The following is a 25,957-nucleotide window of genomic DNA, read 5'->3' as shown; positions in this document are numbered from 1 at the left end:
TATAATGAATACAGATAGATTATCAAAACGATTAGAAACCGTTGCTAAATACATACCTAGAAATTCAAAATTTGCGGATATTGGTTCAGACCATGCTTATTTGCCATGTTATATGGTAAAAAGAAAAGAGGTTCAGTCTGCCATTGCAGGTGAGGTGGTGGAAGGACCATATCAATCAGCGATTAAACAAGTAAAACAAGAAGGTTTAACTTCGAAAATATCTGTACGCAAAGGAAATGGTTTAGAAGTAATTGGAGAAAATGAAGTAGATTGTATTACCATTGCAGGAATGGGAGGGGCATTAATTACATCTATTTTGGAAAATGGAAAAGATAAATTACAATCTGTGCAGAGACTAGTCCTCCAGCCCAATATTAGTGCATTTTCAATTCGCGAGTGGCTATTAAAAAATAACTGGACTTTAGTGGCAGAAGAAATTTTAGAAGAGGATGGGAAAATATACGAGGTTCTAGTAGCGGAAAAAGGGGAATCTCCATCTTTATCCGAAGAAAGAGCCTTATTATTTGGACCATTTTTAATGAAAGAAAAAGATGCAGCATTCGTTAAAAAATGGAAGCTTGAGAAAAAGAACTGGCAAAGAATTCTTGATCAGTTAGAATCTGCACCTGACTCAGTGGAAAATACGCAGAAACGGACCGAACTACAGAATAAGATAAAATTAGTGGATGAGGTGATAAACAATGAAGAATATTAATGGTTATGAAATAATATCTTTATTTGAACAATTTTCCCCTAAAGTTTATGCAATGGAAGGAGATAAAATCGGGCTGCAGGTGGGAGACTTAAGTAGGCCAGTAAAACGTGTTATGATTGCTCTAGACGTTCTCGATGAGGTAGTCGAAGAAGCAATATCTAAAAAGGTGGATTTAATCATTGCTCACCATCCTCCTATTTTTCGCTCTCTTTCTAAAATAACAATGGACAATCCTGCAGGAAAATTAATGCATAAATTAATTAAGAATGATATTGCTGTATATGCTGCTCATACGAATCTTGATGTTGCAAAAGGCGGGGTAAATGACCTTTTAAGTGACGCTCTAGGCATTCAGGATGCGGAAGTTTTAGTTCCTACTTATGAAGAAAAATTAAAGAAATTAGTAGTATATGTCCCGAAAGAACATGTAGAACAAGTGAAAAAGGCGATTGGCGATGCAGGCGCAGGATCAATAGGGAATTATAGTCACTGCGTTTTTTCGACGGAAGGAATTGGAGAATTTCAGCCATTGGAAGGAGCTGTTCCCTATATAGGAAGTGTTAATAAGCTGGAGCAAGTAGAAGAAGTCAAGATAGAATCGGTTTATCTTGCTTCGAAAGAAAAGAAAATAGTAAGAGCAATGGTAAAGGCACATCCATATGAGGAAGTGGCTTATGATATTTATGATTTACAGATAAAAGGAGAGCAGTTAGGATTAGGGCGTATTGGAAGAGTAGAAGAGACAACACTGGGAGAATTTGCTGACCATGTCAAAAAAGTCCTTGATGTAAATGGAGTACGTGTAGTGGGGAATTTAGATTCTCGAGTTAAAAAAGTAGCAGTATTAGGTGGAGACGGCAATAAGTATTATTCACATGCTTTAATGAAAGGGGCAGATGTCTATATTACAGGGGATATGTATTATCATGTTGCCCATGATGCCCAAGCAGCGGGACTAAATATTATTGATCCAGGACACAATGTTGAAAAAGTGATGAAGAATGGTGTAACAAAAGTTTTAAAGAGGATGTGTGATGAGAAAGGCTATGATGTGGAAATTTTCCCTTCCTTAACTCACACCGATCCTTTTACATTTGTATAATCTAGATTCAAGGTAAAAAGCGGACAAACTTTTGGAGTGCAGACCAAGGGAATGTCTGCTTTTTTCTTTGTAAAGAAAGTATACAAGGGGCGTTTTTCAAGGGGGAACGCTGAAAAGGAGTTGAACGCCGAAGTTAGAGAGAGAAAAGAGTAAAGCGGTGTTCATGAAAGGGATGAACACCGAAACCGAAGAGGGAAGAGAGCAAAATGGCGTTCATGAAAGGAATGAACGCCGAAATCGGAGAGGGAAGAGAGCAAAGTGGTGTTCATGAAAGGGGTGAACGCCGAAATTGGAGAGGGAAGAGAGCAAAGTGGTGTTCATAAAAGGGGTGAACGCCGAAACCGAAGAGGGAAGAGAGCAAAGTGGTGTTCATGAAAGGGGTGAACGCCGAAATTGGAGAGGGAAGAGAGCAAAATGCGTTCATGAAAGGAATGAACGCCGAAATCGGAGAGGGAAGAGAGCAAAGTGGTGTTCATAAAAGGGGGTGAACGCCGAAATTACCAGTGAAGGAAGAAAACAAGCGTTCATAAAGAGAGAATGTACCAAAATAAAAACAAGCACTCCATTTAAAGAAGAGAGCGCTTGTTCTATACATTATTTTGCCTTAACTTTCGGCAAAATCTTATTTAAAGGAACTTTCTTTTCAAATTGCCATGTATTCTCGTCTTCTGGATCGTATTGGTCTAGAAAATTTATTACCTCTTTCGTAATAGGAGTCGGAGTCGATGCACCAGCAGTCACTGCCACACTGCTCGCTCCTTTCAACCATTCTAGCTTGAGTTCTGAGATGTCTGCTATGCGATAAGCAGTAGTATGGGCAATTTCTTCGGAAACTTGTGCTAATCGGTTAGAGTTATTGCTCTTAGGGTCGCCAACCACAATTAATACATCTGCTTCACCTGCTTGTTTAGCAACAGCTTCTTGTCTAACTTGAGTTGCTAAGCAGATTTCTTTATGAAATTCAGCTTGTGGAAATTTTTCTTTAATGCTTTCCATTAAATCAGCTACATCCCATTGACTCATCGTTGTTTGGTTTGTTACAAGGATTTTCTCATGGTTAATTTCTAAGCCGCTAAGGTCCTCAAGTGTCTCTACTAGTGAGACGGCGTGTGGAGCGACACCAACAGCTCCTTCTGGTTCCGGATGGCCTTTTTTTCCTATATAAATGATGTAATAACCTTCTTTAACCTTTTCGCTAATTAAATCATGAGTTTTGGTTACATCTGGACAGGTTGCATCCAATGTTACTAACCCTTTTTCTTTCGCTATTCTGCGGACTTCTGGTGATACACCATGGGCAGTGAAAATGATTGTTCCTGAATCAACTTTATCTAATATTTCTTTTCTATTTTCTCCATCTAATGTGATAATACCTTCCTCTTCAAATGCATCTGTTACATGTTTATTATGAACAATCATCCCTAGAATGTAGATGGGGCGAGGTAATGTTTTATCTAAAGCAGCATTTCGAGCAATTACCATAGCATCAACAACACCATAGCAATAACCTCGTGGTGCAATTTTAATAACTTTCATTCTCCGATTCCTCCTGCATGATCCTACTATATAACAAATATATTAAGTTATAGATACTATTATTTCCTTTATAATATAACATGTTTATTATATATAACATAAGGGAGGTTTACAAAGCATAAGTGTCTGGAAAATAAGTTAGCCAAAAAAGGATAAAAAAATACTGACCAACTGAAGCAAAAACCGATCCAATTCAAATATACTGAATGGTTTTGCTAGTTATGGCCAGCCGAATTTATACATAAAGTTTTGGTTTTGAGGCACCAGTAGTTTTTTCTGGTAATGATTCTGTTTCTGTTTCCAAATCATGATGATCTGTTTCGGGATTTTTAATTTTTTTCTTAGTTTGTGGTTTGCTAGTAGTTTTTTTATTTATTTCCTTACTTGTCTTTTGCTCCGTTACTTCTGTCTCTTCTGTCTCCTTATTTGAACTTGTTAGTCCTCTATACATTTTCCATATCGCAGGGATGTTTTTCACCATTGGTCCATATTGGTTAATCATGGGACCGATTTGGCTTGCGGTATTAAGGAATTTTTGAGAATTAGCCAAAAATCCATTAATGGAGGAAGGGTTAGTTAACGTTTTTAGCAATCCACCGCCTCCAGAAGCGGCACTTCTTGCTCCAGCATTCGTAGCTGCTCCAGCAGCATTATTGCCTCCTCCAAGTAATCTTGATAATAGTCCTCCGCCTCCGCCATTTCCTCTGCTAGGCATTGCACCTCTCCCCATCGGTCCGCCAGGAAAATTTGAAGGACCTCTCATTCCTGGCATTCTTCCGCCCATTGGCGGTCCTTGAAACGGTCCACGCTGTCTTGGTGGCATCATATTTAAAACGCCTCCTTTCACTTATACTACTTTATAGAATATGCAACAGATACTAATATGTTTAGGTTTTAACAGAAAATCTGGATAGCTAGCAAAAGAAAGATAAAAGCTAGAAATAGAGTAAAATACATTGGTAAAAATAAAAAGGGTGCACGTTATAGCCTTTTAAGCGATTTTTTATTATAATTAAATGATGGACAAAAGAGCTATAGGTAAATGTCAAATCTGTGCACACTCATTTATCTGGCTAATAAGGAGTTTTTATATGAGTAATAATCTATTTAACCAATATGAATTAAAACCATTTATTATAGATGCAATTGATGAATTAGGTTTTTATGAACCGACAGAAATTCAGCAGAAGGTCATTCCACTTATCTTAAAAGGGGAAAGCGCCATTGGTCAGTCACAAACAGGAACAGGCAAAACGCATTCTTATGTTTTGCCAATCATTGAAAAAGTCAATCCGGAAAAGCAAGCAGTGCAAGCAGTTATTACAGCGCCGACCAGAGAATTGGCTAATCAAATTTACCAAGAAATACAGAAAATTACGAAGCATTCTGATCAGCCGATTTCTTCGCGATTATTTATTGGGGGAACGGATAAACAACGTTCGATTGAAAAATTAAAAACGCAGCCACAAATTGTTGTTGGAACGCCAGGTAGAATTAATGATCTTGTCAATGAGCAAGCATTATTTGTGCATACAGCAAAAATCCTTATTGTCGATGAAGCAGATCTGATGCTAGATATGGGCTTTATTGAAGATGTGGATCAAATTGCTGCAAAAATGCCTAAGGATTTAAGTATGTTTGTTTTCTCAGCAACAATACCTGAGAAATTAAAACCTTTCTTAAAGAAATATTTAGAAAATCCAACCTTTATTCATATTGAGCCAAAGCAGTTAACGGCAGCAAAAATTGAACATGTGTTAATTCCTTCTAGACATCGAGATAAAATTACAACGGTATATGAGGCATTAGTAAGCTTTAATCCTTATCTTGCTATTGTATTTACGAATACAAAACAGATGTGTGATGAAGTTGCAAATGGTTTATCAAGTAAAGGTCTTAAAGTTGCTAGAATTCATGGTGGCTTAACACCTCGTGAACGTAAAAAAGTAATGAAACAAATTCTTGATTTAGAGTTTCAATATATTGTGGCAACAGACCTAGCAGCAAGAGGAATAGATATTAAAGGAATCAGTCATGTTATCAACTATGAGCTTCCGTCAGACTTAGATTTTTATGTACACCGTGTTGGTAGAACGGCCAGAGCTGGTTATTCAGGTATAGCATTAACGATTTATGAGCCTTCCGATGAGGACAAACTTAATCAATTAGAAAAACTTGGCGTTGAATTTAAGCATATGGATCTAAAAAAGGGTGAGTGGATTGAATTAGATGATCGCAATCGTCGAAAAAACCGCAAAAAACAAGTAGATGAAATTGATTTAAAGGCAAAATCTCTTGTCAAAAAACCGAAAAAAGTGAAACCGGGCTATAAGAAGAAAATGCAGCAGCAAGTAGAAACAATTAAAAAGAGAGAAAAGCGTATTAAGAGTAGAAGAAAATAGGGAAAGAGGAGAGATTGAATTGCTGAAAATAGGTTCACATGTATCAATGAGCGGGAAAAAGATGTTATTAGGCGCAAGTGAAGAAGCAGCCTCCTATGGGGCAAATACTTTTATGGTCTACACAGGCGCACCCCAAAATACGAGAAGAAAGAAAATAGAAGATTTAAATATTGCTGCAGGACAGCTTCATATGGAGCAAAATGGAATTGGCGATATTATTGTACATGCACCGTACATTATTAATATTGCTAATACTACGAACCCGGCAACCTTTGAATTGGGTGTAAATTTCTTACGCAGTGAAATCGAAAGAACAGAAGCGCTAGGAGCAAAACAAATCGTGTTACATCCCGGTGCACATGTAGGTGCTGGTGCGGATGTAGGGATTAAAAAGATTATTGAAGGCTTGAATGAAGTACTTACAGGAAATGAAAACTTACAAATTGCTCTTGAAACAATGGCTGGAAAGGGCTCTGAATGCGGTCGTACATTTGAAGAACTAGCGATGATTATGGAAGGCGTTACACATAATGATAAATTATCTGTATGCTTTGATACATGTCATACTCATGATGCTGGTTACAATATTGTCGAGGATTTCGATGGGGTTTTAGAGGAATTCAATCGAATCGTTGGAATAGATAAATTAAAGGTATTGCATATTAATGATAGCAAAAATATCGTTGGTGCAAGAAAAGATAGACATGAGAATATAGGGTACGGGCAAATTGGCTTTGATGCCTTAATGAAAATTGTTCATCATCCAGAGTTAGCGGATGTTCCAAAGATATTGGAAACACCGTATGTCGGTATCGATAAAACAAATAAAAAAGCGCCATATAAACATGAAATTGAAATGATTAAAAATAAAACCTTTAATGAAAACTTATTGCAAGAAATCCTAGAAAGTTAAAAAAACGCTCATCTGAGCGTTTTTTATTTCCATTAAGTAGATATTACTGTTCGGCAAATAAATTAAATAAATCATTTAGTTCTTTTGCTGTCGCAGGACTTGTTAATTTAGCTACCTCTCTAATTAATTGTGCACGTTCATTAGGCTTAAAAATATTTACCTTTCGGCCGTTAAGATGATTAGCAAGCTTTACTGCTTCTTCATTTGTAATTTTAATTTTGAATTGCTTACTGTATTTCAATAATTCAGTAGAGGTTATGTTGTTAATTTTATGATTGATTATGTTTTCAAAAATTTTCATGTCATCACTCCCCATTCTAACATATGTGGCGAATAACAAAAATGTGCTAACTTTTTTTGATTTCTTTGGCAAACTTATCTGGATGAGATATCTTTACAACAATCAATCGTTCTTGTATACTGATTTTGAATCATTTATTGTAAATAAATCGTAATGATTACTATAGATTTATATTTGTATATTGGGGAAATGAATATTTAGAGAGTATGATGTTTTTCTTCCTCATTATTCAATGAAATTATTTTAAAAAAGTGTAAGAGATGAGGTGGAGAAATGAATGTACAAACTGCACTTGATATTCTGAAGGAAAAAGGGTATAAACATACCGATAAAAGAGAAGATATATTGGCACTATTTTCTAATGAGAATAAATATTTAACAGCTAAGGATGTTCTGGAATCGCTAAAGGATGATTATCCGGGTCTTAGTTTTGATACAATTTATCGTAATTTATCCTTATTTGAAGAATTGGATATTTTTGAAATGACGGAATTAAATGGAGAGAAGCATTTTCGTTTTACTTGTTCGCACCAGCACCACCATCATCATTTTATTTGTTTAGATTGTGGAAAAACAAAAGAAATTATTACTTGCCCAATGGAAGAGCTATCAGAAAGCTTGAAAGGATACGATGTATCTGGTCATAAATTTGAGATTTACGGGAAATGCCCAGAGTGCAGAAATTAAAAAAACGAAGCATATCATAAGATATCGCTTCGTTTTTTTATAGAGATAGTATCTTGCAACGAATAAAGGAGTTATTTAACAGAAGACTTAGCCCATTCATCTACCCATTTTTTTGCTTCACTCCAAGAAGTTACGCGTTTAACACCGTTAGGAATCGGTTTCCGATTATAAGGTGTGTCAAAAAGAATAACTGGTATCCCTAATTCTTCATGAAGCATCACTGCATTATCATGCTTATCTTCAAAGAAAATATCAACCTTATTTTTTTGGGCGGCCGCTATTTTATGATGGGAACCAATTAACTCGATATGGTTAAAACTGATACCTTGATTAAGAAACCATTCTTTTGTCAATTCAAGCATTCCTTCGCCTCTAGCACTAATAAAGATAAGTTCATGTTGTTCAGCCCATTCTTGGAGAACAATATTTGCACCCTCTGCAAGAGGAGAGGCTGCATAAATTCTTGCCTCGTTTTCGATAAACCATTTGTCAAATTCCTCATTAGATACATTTACAAGAGGGTAAAATTCATACTGTACAACATCTTCTAGCGTAATATTTAATTGAAAGCTTTCATTTAAAAAAGGAACAAATGCAGCTGGGCTGGTTACTGTTCCATCAATATCGATTCCAAAACGCAATTTCTTCATTTTGTGCTCCTTTTCCACTGTTGTTCCTCTCTAGCTTACCAAATTATAAAGATAAGGAAAAGAAGGAAGAGAAAAATCATGTAAAACTTTAACAGACATAAGAATCAAAAACTTGGTGATGATAATAAATGCTCCTATGAAAGAAAGCGAGGGATTATCATGGCAGATCAAAATAGCAATGAAGGATATAGTCACGATTTTCAGGATAGAGAGCGAACTAAATCACCTGTAGATTATTTGGAAGAAACATCAGCAGAAATAACACCTCCAATGACTTATAATGCTACACCTCCGATGACCTCTGCTGATACACGCCCTGTCACCTCTGATGTAGAGGGGGACAGAGGAGTAGTAGGCGGTAAAGGGATTGGTATTGCGGCGTTAGTAATTTCTATCCTATCATTATTTGTAATGCCTATCATTTTAGGGATTGTTGGGATAGTATTAGGTTTCGTCGCAAGAAGCAAAGGAGCAAGTTCATTAGGAACATGGGCTATTGCACTAGGTGCTATCTCCATTATCATTGGAATTTTTATTGCTCCATTCTTTTAGCAAGAAGCAATTAAAAAATCTAACCTCTTATTTGAGGTTAGATTTTCCTAAAGTTATGGCTGGACACTGATAGTATCCATCTCTTTTTCTTCTGCAGCTTTTTTTGCAAAGTATTCGGCTGCAATTGCATCGATTTCTTTCTTTAATTCTTCGACCATCGTATCTTCTGGAACCTTGCGGACTATTTTGCCTTTACGGAAAAGTAGGCCCTCTCCACGAGCTCCAGCAATGCCGATATCCGCTTCTCTTGCTTCTCCTGGTCCATTTACTGCACAGCCTAGCACAGCTACCTTAATAGGTGCCTTTATAGTAGAGATATAATCCTCTACTTCGTTTGCAATACTGATAAGATCAATTTCAATACGGCCGCATGTTGGGCAAGAAATTAATGTTGCAGCATTAGAGGAAAGTCCAAATGACTTTAACAGTTCTCTAGCAACTTTTACTTCTTCAACTGGATCAGCACTTAAGGAAATACGTAAAGTATTACCGATGCCTTTGCTTAAAATAGCACCTAACCCAGCCGCGCTCTTTACAGTACCAGCAAATAACGTACCAGATTCTGTTATTCCTAAATGTAGTGGGTAGTCAAAAGCCTTTGCTGCCTTTTCATATGCTTCTATTGCTAAGTTAACATCAGAAGCTTTCATGGAAACAATGATATCATGAAAATCAAGGTCTTCTAGTATTTTGATATGATGCAGGGCACTTTCAACCATGCCGTCTGCTGTTGGATATCCGTATTTCTCCAAGATTTTCTTTTCTAGCGAGCCGGCATTAACCCCAATTCGGATAGGAATTCCTTTCGCTTTTGCCGCTTTTACAACAGCTTCCACTTTTTCTCTTTTCCCAATATTACCTGGATTGATTCGGATTTTATCTGCTCCGCCTTCAATTGCTTTTAAAGCTAAACGATAATCGAAATGGATATCCACGACTAGTGGTATATTTATTTGCTTTTTAATTTCACTGATAGCATTTGCCGCACGTTCATCTGGACATGCTACGCGCACGACTTGACAGCCAGCTTCTTCTAAGCGTCTAATTTGCGCTACAGTAGCTTCCACATCATGTGTTTTAGTTGTGGTCATACTTTGGATAAATAATTCATTACTTCCCCCAATAGTAATATTACCTACTTTTATTGGTCGGGTTTTTGTACGATGTATAATTTCACTCAATGGTGATTCGCTCCTTTTATATTGGACAAGCCAAAATAATTTAGCTTTTTATTTAATTCTTGATATCCTTACCTATTGTATCAATGAAACATTGAAATTGACAAGAAACTTGCTGAAAAATGCTTAGCTTTTTACTGGGAATACTTCTAGGATAGGTAAAAATGAACTTGTTGGTTAAAACAAAAAAACTTCCTCAAATTAGATTATTTTTGGAAGTTCTCTTTTATGCTATTTATAAATCGGAAATAGATAGGTTTTGCCAATTTGAATATCTTCCGGTTTTAATCCATCATTTAATTTTTGAAAGTCATTCACTACTGTCTCAAGACTAACGGATAAACCGCCAGTTGAATATTGTTCAACAATTGAAAGAACGGTGTCACCAGATTTTACTTTTTGCTCAAAGGATAAGGACGAATCTTGAGGAGTGCCCTGTGTCTCTATTGTAGGTTCTTGTTCTTTTTGGGAGGAGAGTGTGCCTTCGTTTAAATCAATATAGATGACATATATGGTAACTAGAACTGCAAAGGTAATAAAAAACCTTTTCATCGTAAATCCCCCTAAACTGATTATAGGAAATTATATGCTTGTCCACTATTGGTTAGAACCAATGAAAATGCTAGGAAGGTGGATATAGGTAAAAAGTCATAAAAATTAACATTAAATTACTTTGCCTTTACATGTCCTTAACAAATATTTGTGAAAATGTTTGAGAAGGGGGGACGAGTAGATGAATAAAATCAAGGACAGGAAAAAAGAAAACGAAAAGCTTTCTATTCAAAATCGGTTATTTCTGTTTATCTTACCGTTATTTATTATTACTATCTTAATCTTGACATTTATTTCTATTAATAGTTCTACCAAAATGACTATTAAGATGATGCATGAAAGATTAGAAAAAGAGGCAAATACTATTTACGTAATGGCACAAAATACGATGTTAATGTATGTTGGCCAAGAAGAAAAGTTCCAAACAAAAATGGAACAAATAATTAGAGATCAAGATGCTAGTTTTGCCCAAGAAGGTTTAAATGCCTCTTTTTTTGTACTCACAGAAAAGGAAGTCAAGCCTTTTAAAGTAAGTCAAACATCCAATTTTACGTGGGAGGACTCCTTCATTCAAAAGGTAACTGATTTAGAATCGGGAGTATTGGAAACGAAATGGAATGGACAAACATATACCGTTGCCTTTCAGCAAATTCAAGAATTGAAGGGGATATATTTATTAGCAGTTCCACAAGAAGAATACCTGCATAATGTAAAGCAATTAAAAAATAGTTTATTACTGTTTTCGGCATTGAGTATTATTGTTATTGCAATTGTTATTCGTTTTTTTGTTAAAACGATGGTAAGTCCCTTATTGAAATTACGGGAAATCATGCGGATTGCCAGAAATGGCCATTTAACAGAGGTAACATCCATTAAAAACTCGATACCAGAAATAAATTCGCTTATAAACAGTTACAATTTATTGATTAAGCGGTTAAAGCATGTCCTATCTGAGATGCAAGCAACAAGTGTTCATTTATCTAAAACAAACGATATATTACATACAGAAGCTGTGCAGATGATTGATAGTGGAGAAAACCTCACGGAAATGATAAATACGGTGAAAAATGGAGCTGAGCAGACAGCTATTAGCTCCGAACATAATATCAGTGTTTTTCAAGAAATGAAGGCATTAAGCGAGCAAATTGAAAAAAGCAGCCAGAAAATAAAGGAGCATACGGAAGAAATGAATCTTGCTGCCATTCATGGCGAAGAAAATATGAATAATTTGTTTGCCAGCCAACATGTACTGCAAGACAAAGTGAAAGTGATATATAGCAATAATGATTTATTAAATAACCATGCTTTATCGATTAAAAAGGTAGTAGAAGATATTAAAGGGCTGGCTGAACAAACCAAGCTTTTAGCTTTGAATGCCACATTAGAAGCGGCTCGAGCAGGCATCCAAGGAAAGGGATTTGCCGTAGTAGCTAATGAAGTAAGAAAACTAGCTGTTTTATCATCTAAATCCGCTGAGGATATTAAATCATTTACGCTCGATATGGATCAAATTATTCAAAAGTCATCATCTGATTTAGAAGATATTCAAATGAACTTCACGAAAAGTGCGGATTTAGTTCAAACAGCAACAGTTTCAATTGATCAGTTATTGGAGGGAATTTCTCTTGTTATTTTTGGGCTAAAAGATAACCATCATTTATTAAATGAACTCCAAGCTTTTTTTCCTAAAATGGAACATAGTACACTTCATGTTACATCGATTAGTCAACAAACACTTGCTAGTTCCGATGAAATGAAAAGGATAGGAGAAATACAGCAAGAGAGTATTCGCGTAAATGCCGAGATAAGCGCTAGATTAGCAACGTTAGTAGCCGCTTTAGAAGAGAATATTAAGATGGAGGAAAAAACTGCTCCTGAGGATGGGAGTGAATTAAATAGATAAACTGATGATTAAACCGCAATTGTAGCTTAATGTAGACAATCCCTCTTTATAAATGAAAAAGCCAAACAATCGCACGAAGCGTTTATGATTGTTTGGCTTTATTTCTAAAATACCAAGAGTATTTTTCTTTATGGTTGCAGTGGCTTTTCTGTTTGTATTTCTTTAATAGCTAAGCAGACAAGGAATAAACTAATAAACCAATTTAATAAGTAGCCATTAGGAACAACTGTCTGTAAACAATCCATAATAGCAAAGAAAATTACTGGAATAGTGATACTGTAGACAGTGATTTTCCAGCATTGTGCATAAGTCAATCTTTTGCCGAATATTCTCGCGAAAAAGCTTCCAAACATAGAAAGCACAAGAGTTTGTAAGGCTTTATAGAGAAGCATGAACAGAATGTAAATAACAACTAATATAATGATAAACACATAGGATAATGAATCCATTCCTTGGATAAAGTCAATGAGCTCCTCACTTGTCATTGTAAAGTTACCGAATGAGGAATATGCAAATGTTTGAGCTTGTCCAGAAGTTACTATTACGAATTCATTCTTTAAAAGGGCAACTGTATTTCCATAGGAACTAACCTTCGCGTGATCATAAGTTCCTGAGGAATCGACAATGATTGTTAAATCCGGCTTTTCAATAATAGTAGGTTCTTCATCATTATCTGTATGTAGGATATTATCACTTATTGTAAAAGAAGGTACTTCGTCCTCCATGGTTACACTAAACGTATGTATTGCTTCATTTATTCCCTTATTTAAATAATATAAATTAGGTAATGATGCAATAATCGTCAAAAGCAACAAATAAATAATGGTTTTTCCGATACCTTGAAAACGGAAGCTTGCTATATCTTTTGGAGAATAGAGGCTTCGATAAAACTGCTTAAAAATATTCATTCTTACACATCCTTCAAAAGTTTCATTCCTATTGTATCTTTTTACAACCGATAGATACAAGTCCGAGCATTTGATTTGCAGAAAAAAGTGTGGTAAACAAGATGAATGGGTAACATAATAGATAAATAAGAAGAAAAGAGGATCGTTATGGATATTATTTATTGGACAATTATCAGTGTATTATTCATTATTGCGTTTATTGGACTGATTTATCCAATCATTCCAAGCGTGATCTTTATACTAGCCGGTTATCTTTTATATGGTCTGTTCTTTTCTTTCGAAGAACTTAGTATCCTATTTTGGATTATCCAAGGGATGTTTGTTATCTTATTATTCTTTGCCGATTCCGTATCTAATTGGATTGGAGTAAAGAAATTTGGAGGGACAAAGGCTGGTATCTGGGGAAGTACAATTGGATTACTTATAGGTCCTTTTGTTATTCCTGTGCTCGGAATTCTTCTTGGTCCATTTATTGGGGCAGTCCTAGCTGAGCTCGTTGTAAGTAAGACAAATTGGAAGAATGCCTTGAAAATTGGAGTAGGTTCATTAATAGGATTCCTAAGTAGTGTAGTAACAAAAGGAATTATCCAAGCAATCATGATTATTTATTTTCTCATTAAAATATAAAATAGGGTATAAGCTGAAATCCACAGACCTTCTTTCTGAAATGGATAAAACAACCTGAACGATTATTCGAAAGCATTGCCATTTCAGAATAATTGTTCGGGTTACTATTTGCTTAAAGTAAGTGTGTGCCACTTCTTTTAATTAAGTCCACAAATATCGACTGGACAATTTTGACAATCAACTGCTCTTTTTAAATAGGCAAGGTTTTTCACGGTGATTTTTTGGTTACTATAGTCTATTACTTCCCTTTCTCTTAAATCTTTTAATATGCGTTGAATCACTTCTCGTGTCCCAAAAGTTAAGTTTGCTAATTCTTGATGAGTGATAGGGATATCAATCAAAATGCCTTCATTATTTTTTATCCCAAAGGAATGACATAATCGGATTAAAATACTGTAAAGCCCCCCTTTTTTTCCATTCATAATAAGATCCTGGCATTTCATATGTGCTTTTAGATAGCCTGTACTTAACCAACTCGTAATAGAAGTTAATAAGACGGAGTCTTTTAATGCTAATTGTTCAAATTCTGTTCGGTCTATAGCAAGGACATCACAATCAGTCATACTTTTCGCAAAAAAATAGTATTTAGGAGAATGTTTAAATAATTGGTATTCCACTAATAACTCCTCATCATGAAGGATTTTAATGACGAATTCTTTTCCTTTTTCGTGTACTCTTCCAAGTGAAATGGTTCCATTTAATAATATATATATCTTTTGGACAGGGTCTTTTTCTTGGAAAAGTAAAGTCCCTTTTTTTATATGTTCTATTTTTTCAATCTCAAAAAAATGTTGTATGAGTAAACTATATAATGATAGCTGCACTTCATTCATAGGAAAGCACTCCTTAAAAAGCCTCTTTTCTTGATTAAAAAACATTGTGAAATATTTGTCAATCTCAAAATGGAATATAATGGAATTGTAGAAAGTGTAATAATTTTTAGGAATATCAGGAATGCTGATGCATTGGGCGAAAATGAAAAAATGACAATTTAACGAACTTATTCTAGGAGAATCTTAGTAGTATATTTATAAATAGGTAATACTTAAGGGTGATGTTAATCACAAGAGAATATAAAGCATTTTTACTTAAGGAATCGAAGAGAGATAGTTAATATATATAAAGAAATAAAATGCTTTTCTCCTTACTGATAGTAAAAGGAAAAAACCATTTGGTATTAGAACTTTAGATTCTTTTATTGAGACGTTTTAAAATGATAACAAATGGGTACTTTAAAAAGGGAATCTTTTCAAGCAAATTGATTGAAAGTAAGCACTTTATTTGATAAGGTATTGTTAAAGGCTTCTCATATAATAATTGTCGGAATAGGGCAAACTATTAGAGGGAAGAACATAATACATAAAATATTAGGAGGAATTAGACATGGCATATTCATTACCACAATTACCTTATGCTTATGATGCATTAGAACCACACATTGATAAAGAAACGATGAACATTCATCATACGAAACATCACAATACTTATGTAACAAATTTAAACAATGCATTAGAAGGAAATGATGAATTACTTTCTAAAACAGTGGAAGAGCTTGTATCTAATCTTGATGCAGTTCCAGAAGCTGCTCGCACTGCAGTTCGTAACAATGGTGGCGGTCATGCAAACCATTCATTATTCTGGGAAGTAATTTCTCCAAATGGTGGCGGTCAACCAACTGGTGATTTAGCTGCTGCTATCGACAGCAAGTTTGGAAGCTTTGAAAACTTTAAAGAAGAATTCTCAAAAGCTGCTACAACTCGATTTGGTTCTGGTTGGGCTTGGCTAGTTGTGAACAACGGTGAATTAGAAGTTACTAGCACACCAAATCAAGATAATCCATTAATGGAAGGTAAAACACCTGTTTTAGGATTAGATGTTTGGGAACATGCTTACTACTTAAATTACCAAAACCGTCGTCCTGAATATATTAGTGCATTCTTTAATGTTATTAATTGGGATGAAGTAGCAAAACGCTTTGCTGCTGCAAAATAAGAAATAGAAATGCAAAAGCCTGTGAGCATATATTGTTTACAGGTTTTTTTATTGTTCCATTTTATCGGTCATAATGTGGTCTTATTTTCATAATTGTTAGTTTTTATATATAATGCATAACGAAATTTGTTTTGTTAGAAACTACTCTAGAACAAAGGGGAGTTTCTATGATGAAAATAGGAAAATTAATAGGTGATGTAGAGCTAACAAAAGATTTGAAAATTTTGTTGGTTACAGGAGGGCTGTACTCACTTAGTGTAGCACTTTCTAATACTTTCGTTAACGTGTTTCTATGGAAACAATCAGGTGAATTTAGAGATTTAGGCTTATATAATCTTGCTATCATTTTGTTGCAACTATTTACCTTTACACTTGCTGGCAGATGGGCGAAGAAAATTGACCGAGTTATTGTATTTCGAATTGGAGTAGCTTTTCTTACCATATTCTATTTAACAGTATTACTGATAGGAGACAAAGCATCAACGTTTCTGTTAGTACTAGGGGCCATTCTTGGAATTGGCAACGGATTTTATTGGTTAGCCTATAATGTCTTAACTTTTGAAGTAACAGAACCAGAAACGAGAGATTTCTTTAATGGTTTTTTGGGATTGTTAAATTCTGTTGCTGGTATGATTGGACCAATGATTGCAGGATATATTATCTCCCAGCTCACGAAGTCTACAGGGTATATGATTGTTTTTGGAATGTCTCTTGGTCTTTTTCTTCTCGCGGTTGTTTCAAGTTTCTTTCTAAAAAGACGGCCAGCAGAAGGTAAATATTTTTTTAAAAGAATTGTCAAAGAGCGAAAACATAATTATAACTGGAAATTGATTACGAATGCTCATTTTTTCCAAGGGTTACGAGAAGGTGTCTTTGCATTTATGATAACTGTCTTTGTTTATATAGCAACAGATAGTGAATTAGCTTTAGGAAAATTTGGGTTGATCAATTCAGGAATTTCCTTTATTGCCTATTATATTGTTTCAAGGACAGTCAAAAATAAGAATCGGAATAAGTCCATTTTAATTGGAGGAATAATGTTATTCTTATCGATGTTTATTATTGTTTTTGACTTTTCTTATACGAAATTATTGATTTATGCAGGTATAATAGCTATTGCTTACCCATTAATTTTAGTACCTTACACCAGCTTGACCTTTGATGTTATCGGAAAAGGCTGGAAAGCAGGAGAAATGAGAATAGAATATATAGTAGTGAGGGAATTGTTTCTCAATCTGGGAAGACTTTTATCGGTTCTTCTTTTTATCATTGGCGTCAGTGTATTCAATCCAAATAAAGTAATCCCGATACTGTTATTTATACTAGGAAGTGGACATTCTGTGATCTATTTCTTTGCTCGAAAGATTAGGTGGAAAACAGCATAAAGCAAAAAAGGATTTGTCATATCTACAGATCCTTTTTTGCTTTATTAATAAGGTGAAGAAAAGAGTATTCAGTTAAATATAAAATAATCATATAGTAATCTTTGTAAATTTCCTTTAAAATAGAAAATAGGAAAGTTTTGGAGGAAAAGGTGGAATCGATCGTGGGGGAAAAAAAGAAAAAAAAGAGAAATCCAATACCTTTAAGAGTTAACATTATATTCTTTACGGTATTTTTATTGTTTTCAGCACTTATTTTAAGATTAGGATTTGTTCAGATTGTTTATGGAGATGAATATAAAAAGCAAGTCGAGAAGAAAGAGGACATTATCATCAGCACATCTGTCCCAAGAGGAGAAATCTATGATCGAACGGGAGAAAGCATTGTAAGTAATGTTGGTAAAAATGCGATTACCTATACGAATTGGAAAAAATATAAACCGAATGAAATGCGGGATACCGCCGAAGAATTAGCAAAAATTATTAAGATGGACAGTGAAAAAGATCTTAAAAAGATATCAGAAAGAGATAAAAAAGATTACTGGATTCTTATTCATCCGAAAGAAGCAAAGAAGAAAATACCCAAAAAAGAAAATGAGAAACTACAAGAACAATATAAGAATGACAATAAAGAATACCAAAAAGTATATGATGAGCTTTTGCGTGAGCGGATAACAGAAAAGGATTTAAACACACTTACAGATCTAGATATGGAAACATTAGCTATTTATCGGGAATTTCAAAGCGGATATTACTATACACCACATATTGTTAAAAATGAAGGGGTTACCGATAAGGAAATCGCTGTAATCAGCGAAAATTTGGACAAACTGCCAGGTGTCGATACAGTTCGGGACTGGGACAGAAAATATGATTTTGGGTCGACATTAAAAACCGTATTAGGGAATGTCAGTACTTCACAAAGAGGGGTTCCTGCAGAAGAAAAAGACAGCTATATAGCAAAAGGTTATAGCATGAACGATAGAGTCGGACTTAGCTATTTAGAAAAGCAATATGAAGATATTTTAAAAGGACAAAAGAAGAAGGTTAAATTTATTAAAGATAAAAAAGATGAAATAGTTAATTCGGAAGTGATTGCCAATGGAGCTGCCGGTAATGACTTAGTATTGACAATTGATATGAAATTACAGCTAGAAGTAGAAAAAATTATTGAAGAAGAGCTGAAAAAGACGAAATATGGCTATGCTGGCACTCAATATTTAGATAGAGCATTTGTCGTATTAATTGATCCTCATACGGGTGAAGTATTAACGATGGCCGGAAAGCAGTTAGGCAAAGATGAGAAAACAGGCAAGCAAGTTGTGCAGGATTTTGCGTTAGGTAATATTACTACTTCTTATAATGTTGGTTCCGTTGTCAAAGGTGCAATGGTATTGACAGGATATAAGGAAGGGGTTATTTCTCCAGGAACTCCCATACTAGATGCAACCATGCAAATTAAAGGATCGCCTCCTTTTAAATCATGGAAACCAATGGGCATGATCAATGATTTAACAGCGTTAAAAGAGTCATCTAACGTCTATATGGCTAAAACAGCTATTAAGATTGGGAAAGGGCATTATGGTTATATGCAGCCATTAAACATTGATTTGGAAGCATATCCTAAAATCAGGAATTCCTTTTCAGAATTTGGGTTAGGTATTCGGACTGGAATTGATTTACCAAATGAAACGGCTGGGTTGAGAGGAGTAGTGGATCCAAACCAGCCAGCAAACCTAATGTTCTTGTCGATTGGACAATATGATACGTATACGAACATGCAGTTAGCCCAATATGTTTCAACAATTGCTAATGGAGGGTATCGTATTCAGCCACACTTAGTGAAAGAAATACGTGAAACTTCTAAGGAAGAAGGGAAGTTAGGACCAATTGTTCAAGAAATTCAACCAAAAGTATTAAATAAGTTGGAATTGAAGCCTGGATGGATGGAGCAAATTCATAGAGGATTTCGTCTTGTTATGACAAGCGGTACAGGAGCTAAAGCTTTCGCGGGTTCTTCTTATAGTCCAGCAGGAAAAACTGGCACGGCTGAGGCCTTTTATGATGGGCCATTAAGAAAAAATAGAGAAGGAGAACCGCCCCAAGTAATGAATGTAAGCTTAATAACCTATGCGCCTTCCGAAAACCCAGAGGTTGCCATGGCTGTCATGGTTCCTTGGGTGTACACAACCAACAATGGACCATCACCAAACTTAACTATCGGAAAACGTGTTATGGACAAATATTTTGAATTAAAGAAGGAAAAAGAATAGATTACGAGACTTTAAAATAAAAAAACACTATCTATGGGTATGTACATTGCTACCTTTTAGATAGTGTTTTTGGTTTTTTTTGGATAAAAGAAAGGTGGATATATAGATGTATTTCCTCCCATATTAATGAATAACAGAGCAAGTTATAGCATGTTTTATAGATTCAACAATCCTAGCATATTATTCCAATTAGTTATTAATAGAATAATCTACGATTTTCTATTACAATAGAAAAAGAATATCGAAGGAAAGTGTGATTAAACGTTGGGAAAAAAGAAAAAGAAAAAAACGATACCTGTACGTCTTAATATTATTTTCTTTTTTGTCTTTTTATTATTTTCAGCATTGATTCTGCGCCTAGGCTTTGTGCAGATTGTTTATGGTGAAGATTATAAAAGAGAATTAGAGAAAACAGAAGATGTTACAGTAAATACCTCTGTACCACGTGGCAAAATGTATGATGCAACAGGAAAAGTGATAGTAGATAATGTAGCAGAAAAAGCAATTACTTATACGAATTCTGGTGCGAAACAAGAAGATATGCTCAAAACCGCTGAATTACTTTCAAAATATATTATGAAAGATACGAAAAAGGTGACGGAGCGCGAGAAAAAAGACTATTGGATTATAAAAAATAAAAAAGAAGCGGAAAAGAAAGTCACTGAAAAGGAAAAAAAAGCTTTAGCTGAGAAGTATCCAGATCAAGAAGAATACAATAAGCAAGTGTATCAGTTGCAGTTGGATCGGATTACCGCGGAGGATATAAAAACACTTACTAATCATGATTTAGAAGTGCTAGCTATCTATCGTGAGTTTATCAGCGGTTATAAACTAACACCGCAAATGGTCAAAAATAAAGAGGTAAGCGACGAAGAATTTGCTGTAGTTAGTGAGAATTTAGAAGCCTTACCTGGTGTCGATACGACAACAGATTGGGAGAGATCCTATGCATTTGGGGATACCCTGAAATCTGTTTTAGGGAATGTGAGCTCCGCTGAAAGAGGACTGCCAGCAGAGAAATTAGATTATTATGTTTCCCGAGGATATAGCAGAAATGATCGGGTCGGTACCAGTTACTTAGAACTTCAATATGAGGATGTTCTTAAAGGGCAAAAAGAGAAAATTCGCAATAAAACAGACAAAAAAGGTAATATTGTTAGTACCGAAGTCATTACAGAAGGAAAACGTGGCAATGATTTGGTACTATCAATCGATATGGAGCTTCAATTAAAAATAGAAAAAATCATTGAGGAAGAATTAAAAAAAGCAAAAACATTTGCGGGAACGAAATTACTTGATCGTGCCTATGTTGTTTTAATGAATCCCAATACAGGGGATGTCCTGTCCATGGCAGGGAAACGACTAGTGAAAAATGATAAAACAGGTAAAATAGAAGTTCAAGATGATGCACTTGGTAATATTACAACTACTTATAACGTAGGTTCTGTTGTAAAAGGTGCAACTGTTTTAACTGGTTATAAAACAGGAGCGATTTCTCCTGGGACAGTATGGAATGATACACCTGTTAAAATTGGAAATACCATCAAAAAATCGTGGACGACAATGGGACCAATCAGCGATCTTACCGCTTTACAACGCTCATCCAATGTTTATATGTTTAGAACGGTAATGAACATGGCTGGTGCTAACTATGTATACGGTAAACCACTATCTGTTTCATTAGCGGACTTCTCGTTAGTGAGAAATGAATTTGCCCAATATGGACTTGGAATCCGTACTGGTATTGATTTGCCGAATGAGCAAGTTGGCTTTAAAGGACAAGATACACTGCCAGGTTTCTTACTGGATTTATCCATTGGACAATATGATACGTATTCCAATATGCAGCTTGCCCAATATGTTTCCACCATTGCTAATGGCGGAAACAGAATGGAACCACATATTGTAAAAGAGATCCGCGAACCAGTAGCGGATGACAGTAAACTTGGACCGGTAGTAGAAACAGTTAAACCAAAAGTATTAAATAAGGTTGATGTCAAACCTGAATGGATCAAACGTGTACAGCAAGGATTTAAAATGGTGGCACAAACTCCAAAAGGTACTGCTTATTCTAATCTAGGTGGAAAGGATTATTCACCTGCAGCAAAAACAGGGACAGCAGAGGCATTTTACGATGGACCTTCTCGCAGTGATTATGGAAAAGAACCGCCGCAAGTTATGAATTTAAGTTTAATCAGCTACGCACCTTCCGATAATCCAGAAGTTTCCATGGCTGTAATGGTTCCATGGGCATACCAAGGAAGTGTGGATAATGGTGCCAATAAGAAAATTGGAGAACGCGTTTTGGATGCGTATTTTGATTTGAAAAAAGAAAGACAAAAAGAAGAGAAAAAAGACAAATAATATGATGAAAAGGACAAAACTAGCATTTACTAGTTTTGTCCTTTTTTTATTTAAAAAAGAGTACGAAAACCTTCTAAATTTACAATGTGTTTACATTGATTTACAAATAGTTAAAACCAAGTTAATACTAAAGTCTTATAGTTATCTTGTAAACAAAACAAGCATCCTTAGGGGGTAAAGAGAAAAATGAAGAGCCTTAAAACAGTAGGATTGACAGCAATGATTGGAACAATGTTAGCATTATCAGCGTGTGGTGGAAATAACGATGCCAGTTCATCAAAGTCATCTAATACATCAAAAGATAATGGTACTGAACAATTATCAGGGCAAATAAAATTAGACGGTTCATCCACTGTATATCCAATTATGGAAGCAATCGTTGAAGAATACCAGGCAGAGCAGCCTAACGTGAAAGTATCTGTAGCATCATCTGGTACAGGTGGCGGCTTCAAAGCATTTATCGCAGGGGAAACAGATTTCAGTAATGCATCCCGTCCAATTAAGGATGAAGAAAAATCCGAGTTAGAATCAAAAGGAATTGACTATACAGAATTAAGATTAGCATATGACGGTTTATCTGTTGTGGTGAATAAGGATAACACATGGGTTGACCACTTAACATTAGATGAATTAAAGAAAATCTGGCTTGAAGATGGTACAACCAAAAAATGGTCTGATATCCGTGAAGGGTGGCCAGAAGAAGAAATTAAATATTATTCTCCAGGAACTGATTCTGGAACATTCGATTATTTTGATGAAGTGATTCTAGAAGAGCAGCCAATTGCTAAAGCAGCGACATTATCAGAAGACGATAATATTTTAGTACAAGGGGTAACAGGCGATAAAAACGCAATTGGATACTTTGGTTATGCTTACTATGCTGAAAACAAAGATAAGTTGAAAGTAGTACCAATAGACGGAGGGAACGGCCCAGTTGAACCAACAAATGAAACGGTTGAAAGCGGCGAGTATTCTCCATTATCAAGACCATTATTCACTTATGTAAAAAATGAATCGGTGAAAAAAGAAGAAGTAGCTGATTTTGTAGAATTCATGATTGAAAATGCGGCTGATTTATCAGAAGACGTAGGTTATGTAAAATTGCCAGATGAGGAATACAAAAAAGATTTAGAATTAATCGAAGGACTTAAGTAATAAGTTTTGATGGAAAGCTTTGTACTTAGCTTTCCATCTTGCTGTTGGATTAAGGGGGACTTAAAGCATGATTAAACAAACGACAAATGTGAATGCAAGATCTGTACAAGAGTTAATTGCTGAAAAAAAACAGAAAAATAATCTAAGTAAGATGTTAGAAAAAGTTATGCCTAAAGTATTATTGATTACTGCAATCTTTTCGGTATTAACGACGCTCGGTATCCTATTTACATTAGTAATTGAAACATTTACTTTTTTCGAAAGAGTAAATATAAAAGAGTTCTTAACAAGTAAATCATGGTATCCATTTTCTGATCCCGGTTCTTTTGGAATCATGTCACTTGTGTCTGGGACGTTAAAAGTAACGCTGATTGCTGGGATTGTTGCTGTGCCGATAGGGTTAGCATCCGCCATTTTTTTAAGTGAATACGCGAGTGATAGAACAAGAAGAATAATTAAGCCAATTTTAGAAGTACTTGCTGGTATTCCTACAATTGTCTACGGGTTTTTCGCTTTAACATTTATAACGCCATTACTTAGATCCATTATTCCTTCTTTAGAAATGTTTAATGCTTTAAGTCCAGGAATTGTTATTGGGATTATGATTACGCCAATGATTGCTTCTCTATCAGAAGATGCAATGAGTGCCGTTCCGAGGGCAATGCGGGAAGGAGCATTAGCAATGGGTTCTACTAAATTTGAAGTTGCTTTAAAGGTAGTCTTACCTGCAGCAGTTTCTGGAATTGTTTCTTCCATTGTATTAGCTTTATCAAGAGCGATTGGGGAAACAATGATTGTCGCAGTTGCAGGAGGCAGTACACCTAATCTAAGCTTCAATGTAACAGAATCTATACAAACTATGACAGCCTATATTGTTCAAGTAAGTCAAGGAGATGCAGGATATGGAACAACGATTTATTACAGCATTTATGCGGTTGGATTTACATTATTCCTATTCACTTTCTTGATGAATCTGCTTGCTCAGTACATTTCTCGTCGTTTTAGGGAGGAATATTAAGATGAAGTTAGTAAACCATTCAGAAGTTATTAAGCGAATGAAACCAAGATTAATGAAAAACGTCATAATGAAAGGATTATTCTTTAGCGCAACTTTATTTGGTTTAATTGTTCTGGGTGTCCTTTTTTATCGAGTATTGACTCAAGGAATTGGCTATTTAGATTTTCAGTTTTTAACAAGCCTGCCTTCCCGTAAACCTGAAAATGCAGGAGTCTATACCGCATTGATAGGAACAGTTTGGCTTATGGCAGTAGTTGCACCTGTATCACTTTTAATTGGAGTGGGCACGGCGATATATTTAGAAGAATACGCAAGTAAAAATAAATTCACGAATTTTATCCAGATTAATATATCGAATCTTGCAGGTGTACCATCCATTGTTTTTGGTCTATTAGGATTGACACTCTTTGTTCGTGCTTTATCACTTGGAACAAGTGTCCTTGCGGCAGGGTTAACAATGAGCTTATTAGTATTGCCAATCATTATCGTTGCATCTCAGGAAGCTATCCGATCTGTTCCTAGTGAATTAAGAGAAGCCTCCCTTGGTATGGGAGCAACGAAATGGCAGACAATTGTCAGAGTAGTCATGCCTGCAGCTATACCAGGTATTTTAACTGGAGGGATATTGGCACTTTCACGGGCAATTGGCGAAACTGCTCCACTAGTAGTATTAGGTTTACCTTTATTCCTAGCATTCTTGCCGAGAACTGTTTTTGATATGTTTACAGTGCTGCCAATGCAAATCTATAACTGGACCGGAAGACCGCAAGAAGAGTTTCAGAGTCTTGCAGCAGCAGGAATAATTGTTCTTTTAGTTTTATTGATTTTAATGAATTCTATTGCAGTATTGATTCGAAATAAATTTCAAAAACGTTATTAAACGTATAGGGGGAACTTCAAATGAGTACAGTCTTTGCAGATAAAATTAAGAAAGCAGTAGAAATGAATGCTACAGACGATAGAGTGAAAAACTCTGTTTATAAAACAAATCAGCTTAATTTATGGTACGGGGATAACCATGCGCTGAAAAATATAGATTTAGACATAATCGAAAACGAAGTAACTTCTATTATTGGACCATCAGGCTGCGGTAAATCGACATATATCAAAACTTTAAATCGGATGATTGAATTAGTGCCAAGTGTAAAAACATCAGGTGAAATTAATTATCGTGGCAGAAATATTTTTGATAAAGACTATGGAGTGGAAGAACTAAGAACAAAAGTCGGAATGGTTTTTCAAAAACCAAATCCATTTCCAAAATCTATTTATGAAAATGTAGCTTATGGACCAAAAATTCATGGGATACGAGATAAGAAAATTTTAAATGAGATTGTGGAGAAAAGTTTAAGAGGAGCGGCAATTTGGGATGAAGTAAAAGATAGATTACACCAAAATGCATATGGACTTTCTGGTGGACAGCAACAGCGCCTTTGCATTGCAAGATGTCTTGCGATTGAACCAGACGTTATTCTTATGGATGAGCCAACCTCTGCACTTGATCCAATTTCGACATTAAAAGTGGAAGAGTTAGTTCAAGAACTAAAAGAAAACTACAGCATTATTATTGTTACACATAATATGCAGCAAGCAGCACGTATTTCTGATAAAACAGCATTCTTCTTAAATGGAGAAGTAATAGAGTTTGATGTAACCGATAAAATATTCTCTAATCCAAAGGATAAAAGAACAGAAGATTATATTACAGGTAGATTTGGATAATTATTTAAGCTGAATTCAAAAAAAG

Annotated in this window: 25 protein-coding genes; 17 read left to right on the top strand and 8 right to left on the bottom strand. The window is 35.2% G+C overall.

The genetic code is table 11. The annotated features are described in order from the left end of the window. The first annotated feature begins 4 nt into the window (after nucleotides 1-4). The 3 genes from MHH96_RS21410 to MHH96_RS21400 all read left to right on the top strand — a co-directional run bounded on the left by MHH96_RS21410 (nucleotide 5) and on the right by MHH96_RS21400 (nucleotide 2,305). Nucleotides 5-715 (top strand): tRNA (adenine(22)-N(1))-methyltransferase, encoded by a 711-nt coding sequence (locus MHH96_RS21410; RefSeq protein WP_095258978.1) that lies wholly within the window; start codon nucleotides 5-7, stop codon nucleotides 713-715. Continuing rightward, a complete protein-coding gene (locus MHH96_RS21405; RefSeq protein ID WP_095258977.1) occupies nucleotides 702-1,817 on the top strand; it encodes a Nif3-like dinuclear metal center hexameric protein in 1,116 nt (371 codons plus the stop codon). Before MHH96_RS21410 ends, MHH96_RS21405 begins: the two co-directional genes overlap by 14 nt. 362 nt (nucleotides 1,818-2,179) lie before the next feature. After that, nucleotides 2,180-2,305, top strand: coding sequence for a hypothetical protein (locus MHH96_RS21400; protein WP_321198277.1), 126 nt, complete (start codon nucleotides 2,180-2,182; stop codon nucleotides 2,303-2,305). Between the two features lie 106 nt (nucleotides 2,306-2,411). On the opposite strand, the gene MHH96_RS21395 is transcribed toward MHH96_RS21400, so the two are convergent. Both MHH96_RS21395 and vrrA read right to left on the bottom strand, forming a co-directional pair. Then, entirely contained in the window at nucleotides 2,412-3,353 is a 942-nt protein-coding gene (locus tag MHH96_RS21395) for a 4-hydroxy-3-methylbut-2-enyl diphosphate reductase (RefSeq protein ID WP_095322363.1), read from the bottom strand. Between the two features lie 235 nt (nucleotides 3,354-3,588). Continuing rightward, nucleotides 3,589-4,179 (bottom strand): VrrA/YqfQ family protein, encoded by a 591-nt coding sequence (gene vrrA / locus MHH96_RS21390; RefSeq protein ID WP_053215612.1) that lies wholly within the window; start codon nucleotides 4,177-4,179, stop codon nucleotides 3,589-3,591. 265 nt (nucleotides 4,180-4,444) lie between these two features. Between vrrA and MHH96_RS21385 the strand changes: the two genes are divergently transcribed. Continuing rightward, on the top strand, nucleotides 4,445-5,755 hold the full coding sequence (locus MHH96_RS21385; protein WP_047941279.1) for a DEAD/DEAH box helicase: 1,311 nt from the start codon (nucleotides 4,445-4,447) through the stop codon (nucleotides 5,753-5,755). A gap of 19 nt (nucleotides 5,756-5,774) precedes the next feature. Beyond that, nucleotides 5,775-6,668 carry a deoxyribonuclease IV gene (locus MHH96_RS21380; protein ID WP_047941278.1) on the top strand — a complete coding sequence of 298 codons (894 nt, stop codon included), beginning with the start codon at nucleotides 5,775-5,777 and terminating at the stop codon, nucleotides 6,666-6,668. Between the two features lie 43 nt (nucleotides 6,669-6,711). On the opposite strand, the gene MHH96_RS21375 is transcribed toward MHH96_RS21380, so the two are convergent. After that, nucleotides 6,712-6,969, bottom strand: a complete 258-nt coding sequence (locus MHH96_RS21375; RefSeq protein ID WP_016202998.1) for a DUF2624 family protein — start codon at nucleotides 6,967-6,969, stop codon at nucleotides 6,712-6,714. Between the two features lie 273 nt (nucleotides 6,970-7,242). On the opposite strand from MHH96_RS21375, the gene MHH96_RS21370 reads away from it, so the two are divergent. Next, nucleotides 7,243-7,656 (top strand): Fur family transcriptional regulator, encoded by a 414-nt coding sequence (locus MHH96_RS21370; RefSeq protein WP_047941277.1) that lies wholly within the window; start codon nucleotides 7,243-7,245, stop codon nucleotides 7,654-7,656. Between the two features lie 71 nt (nucleotides 7,657-7,727). Here MHH96_RS21370 and MHH96_RS21365 read toward each other — a convergent pair whose 3' ends face one another. Continuing rightward, nucleotides 7,728-8,306 (bottom strand): nucleotidase, encoded by a 579-nt coding sequence (locus tag MHH96_RS21365; RefSeq protein ID WP_047941376.1) that lies wholly within the window; start codon nucleotides 8,304-8,306, stop codon nucleotides 7,728-7,730. A gap of 159 nt (nucleotides 8,307-8,465) precedes the next feature. Here MHH96_RS21365 and MHH96_RS21360 point away from each other — a divergent pair, with 159 nt between their 5' ends. Then, complete coding sequence (locus MHH96_RS21360; protein WP_095258972.1) at nucleotides 8,466-8,858, top strand: DUF4190 domain-containing protein; 393 nt, start codon at nucleotides 8,466-8,468, stop codon at nucleotides 8,856-8,858. Nucleotides 8,859-8,911: 53 nt separating this feature from the next. Here MHH96_RS21360 and ispG read toward each other — a convergent pair whose 3' ends face one another. Together ispG and MHH96_RS21350 are read right to left on the bottom strand one after the other, a co-directional pair. Next, nucleotides 8,912-10,030 carry a flavodoxin-dependent (E)-4-hydroxy-3-methylbut-2-enyl-diphosphate synthase gene (gene ispG / locus MHH96_RS21355; RefSeq protein ID WP_173427262.1) on the bottom strand — a complete coding sequence of 373 codons (1,119 nt, stop codon included), beginning with the start codon at nucleotides 10,028-10,030 and terminating at the stop codon, nucleotides 8,912-8,914. 237 nt (nucleotides 10,031-10,267) lie between these two features. Further along, nucleotides 10,268-10,588, bottom strand: a complete 321-nt coding sequence (locus tag MHH96_RS21350; protein WP_047941274.1) for a LysM peptidoglycan-binding domain-containing protein — start codon at nucleotides 10,586-10,588, stop codon at nucleotides 10,268-10,270. 181 nt (nucleotides 10,589-10,769) lie between these two features. Here MHH96_RS21350 and MHH96_RS21345 point away from each other — a divergent pair, with 181 nt between their 5' ends. After that, nucleotides 10,770-12,491: a methyl-accepting chemotaxis protein gene (locus MHH96_RS21345; RefSeq protein WP_144545170.1), complete on the top strand. Its 1,722-nt coding sequence runs from the start codon at nucleotides 10,770-10,772 to the stop codon at nucleotides 12,489-12,491. 128 nt (nucleotides 12,492-12,619) lie between these two features. Here the strand turns inward: MHH96_RS21345 and MHH96_RS21340 are convergent, their stop codons facing one another. After that, entirely contained in the window at nucleotides 12,620-13,399 is a 780-nt protein-coding gene (locus tag MHH96_RS21340; protein ID WP_047941272.1) for a DUF1189 domain-containing protein, read from the bottom strand. Between the two features lie 147 nt (nucleotides 13,400-13,546). Between MHH96_RS21340 and MHH96_RS21335 the strand changes: the two genes are divergently transcribed. Continuing rightward, entirely contained in the window at nucleotides 13,547-14,026 is a 480-nt protein-coding gene (locus tag MHH96_RS21335) for a DUF456 domain-containing protein (protein ID WP_047941271.1), read from the top strand. A gap of 137 nt (nucleotides 14,027-14,163) precedes the next feature. On the opposite strand, the gene MHH96_RS21330 is transcribed toward MHH96_RS21335, so the two are convergent. After that, nucleotides 14,164-14,859, bottom strand: a complete 696-nt coding sequence (locus MHH96_RS21330; protein WP_144545172.1) for a cyclic nucleotide-binding domain-containing protein — start codon at nucleotides 14,857-14,859, stop codon at nucleotides 14,164-14,166. 550 nt (nucleotides 14,860-15,409) lie between these two features. Here MHH96_RS21330 and MHH96_RS21325 point away from each other — a divergent pair. From MHH96_RS21325 to pstB, 8 genes are all read left to right on the top strand, one after another. Next, nucleotides 15,410-16,018, top strand: coding sequence for a superoxide dismutase (locus MHH96_RS21325; RefSeq protein WP_061798570.1), 609 nt, complete (start codon nucleotides 15,410-15,412; stop codon nucleotides 16,016-16,018). 167 nt (nucleotides 16,019-16,185) lie between these two features. Beyond that, nucleotides 16,186-17,403 (top strand): MFS transporter, encoded by a 1,218-nt coding sequence (locus MHH96_RS21320; RefSeq protein WP_061798568.1) that lies wholly within the window; start codon nucleotides 16,186-16,188, stop codon nucleotides 17,401-17,403. Between the two features lie 149 nt (nucleotides 17,404-17,552). Then, nucleotides 17,553-19,673, top strand: coding sequence for a peptidoglycan D,D-transpeptidase FtsI family protein (locus MHH96_RS21315; RefSeq protein WP_321198279.1), 2,121 nt, complete (start codon nucleotides 17,553-17,555; stop codon nucleotides 19,671-19,673). 264 nt (nucleotides 19,674-19,937) lie between these two features. Further along, nucleotides 19,938-22,037 carry a penicillin-binding transpeptidase domain-containing protein gene (locus MHH96_RS21310; RefSeq protein WP_144545174.1) on the top strand — a complete coding sequence of 700 codons (2,100 nt, stop codon included), beginning with the start codon at nucleotides 19,938-19,940 and terminating at the stop codon, nucleotides 22,035-22,037. A gap of 186 nt (nucleotides 22,038-22,223) precedes the next feature. Then, nucleotides 22,224-23,192, top strand: a complete 969-nt coding sequence (locus MHH96_RS21305; protein ID WP_144545176.1) for a phosphate ABC transporter substrate-binding protein PstS family protein — start codon at nucleotides 22,224-22,226, stop codon at nucleotides 23,190-23,192. Between the two features lie 67 nt (nucleotides 23,193-23,259). Further along, on the top strand, nucleotides 23,260-24,210 hold the full coding sequence (gene pstC, locus MHH96_RS21300; RefSeq protein WP_144545178.1) for a phosphate ABC transporter permease subunit PstC: 951 nt from the start codon (nucleotides 23,260-23,262) through the stop codon (nucleotides 24,208-24,210). A 1-nt stretch (nucleotide 24,211) separates the two neighbouring features. Continuing rightward, complete coding sequence (gene pstA, locus MHH96_RS21295; protein ID WP_047941265.1) at nucleotides 24,212-25,090, top strand: phosphate ABC transporter permease PstA; 879 nt, start codon at nucleotides 24,212-24,214, stop codon at nucleotides 25,088-25,090. A gap of 62 nt (nucleotides 25,091-25,152) precedes the next feature. Next, the gene (gene pstB / locus MHH96_RS21290) at nucleotides 25,153-25,932 is read left to right on the top strand and encodes a phosphate ABC transporter ATP-binding protein PstB (RefSeq protein WP_445669011.1); all 780 of its coding nucleotides are present in this window, start codon (nucleotides 25,153-25,155) and stop codon (nucleotides 25,930-25,932) included. The last annotated feature ends 25 nt before the right edge of the window (nucleotides 25,933-25,957 follow it).

The sequence above is a fragment of the Niallia sp. FSL K6-0212 genome (genome assembly GCF_038007605.1).
Taxonomy (GTDB): domain Bacteria; phylum Bacillota; class Bacilli; order Bacillales; family Cytobacillaceae; genus Niallia; species Niallia circulans.
The sequence above is the reverse complement of the archived record's forward strand: the minus strand, read 5'-3'. Positions and strand labels throughout refer to the sequence as shown.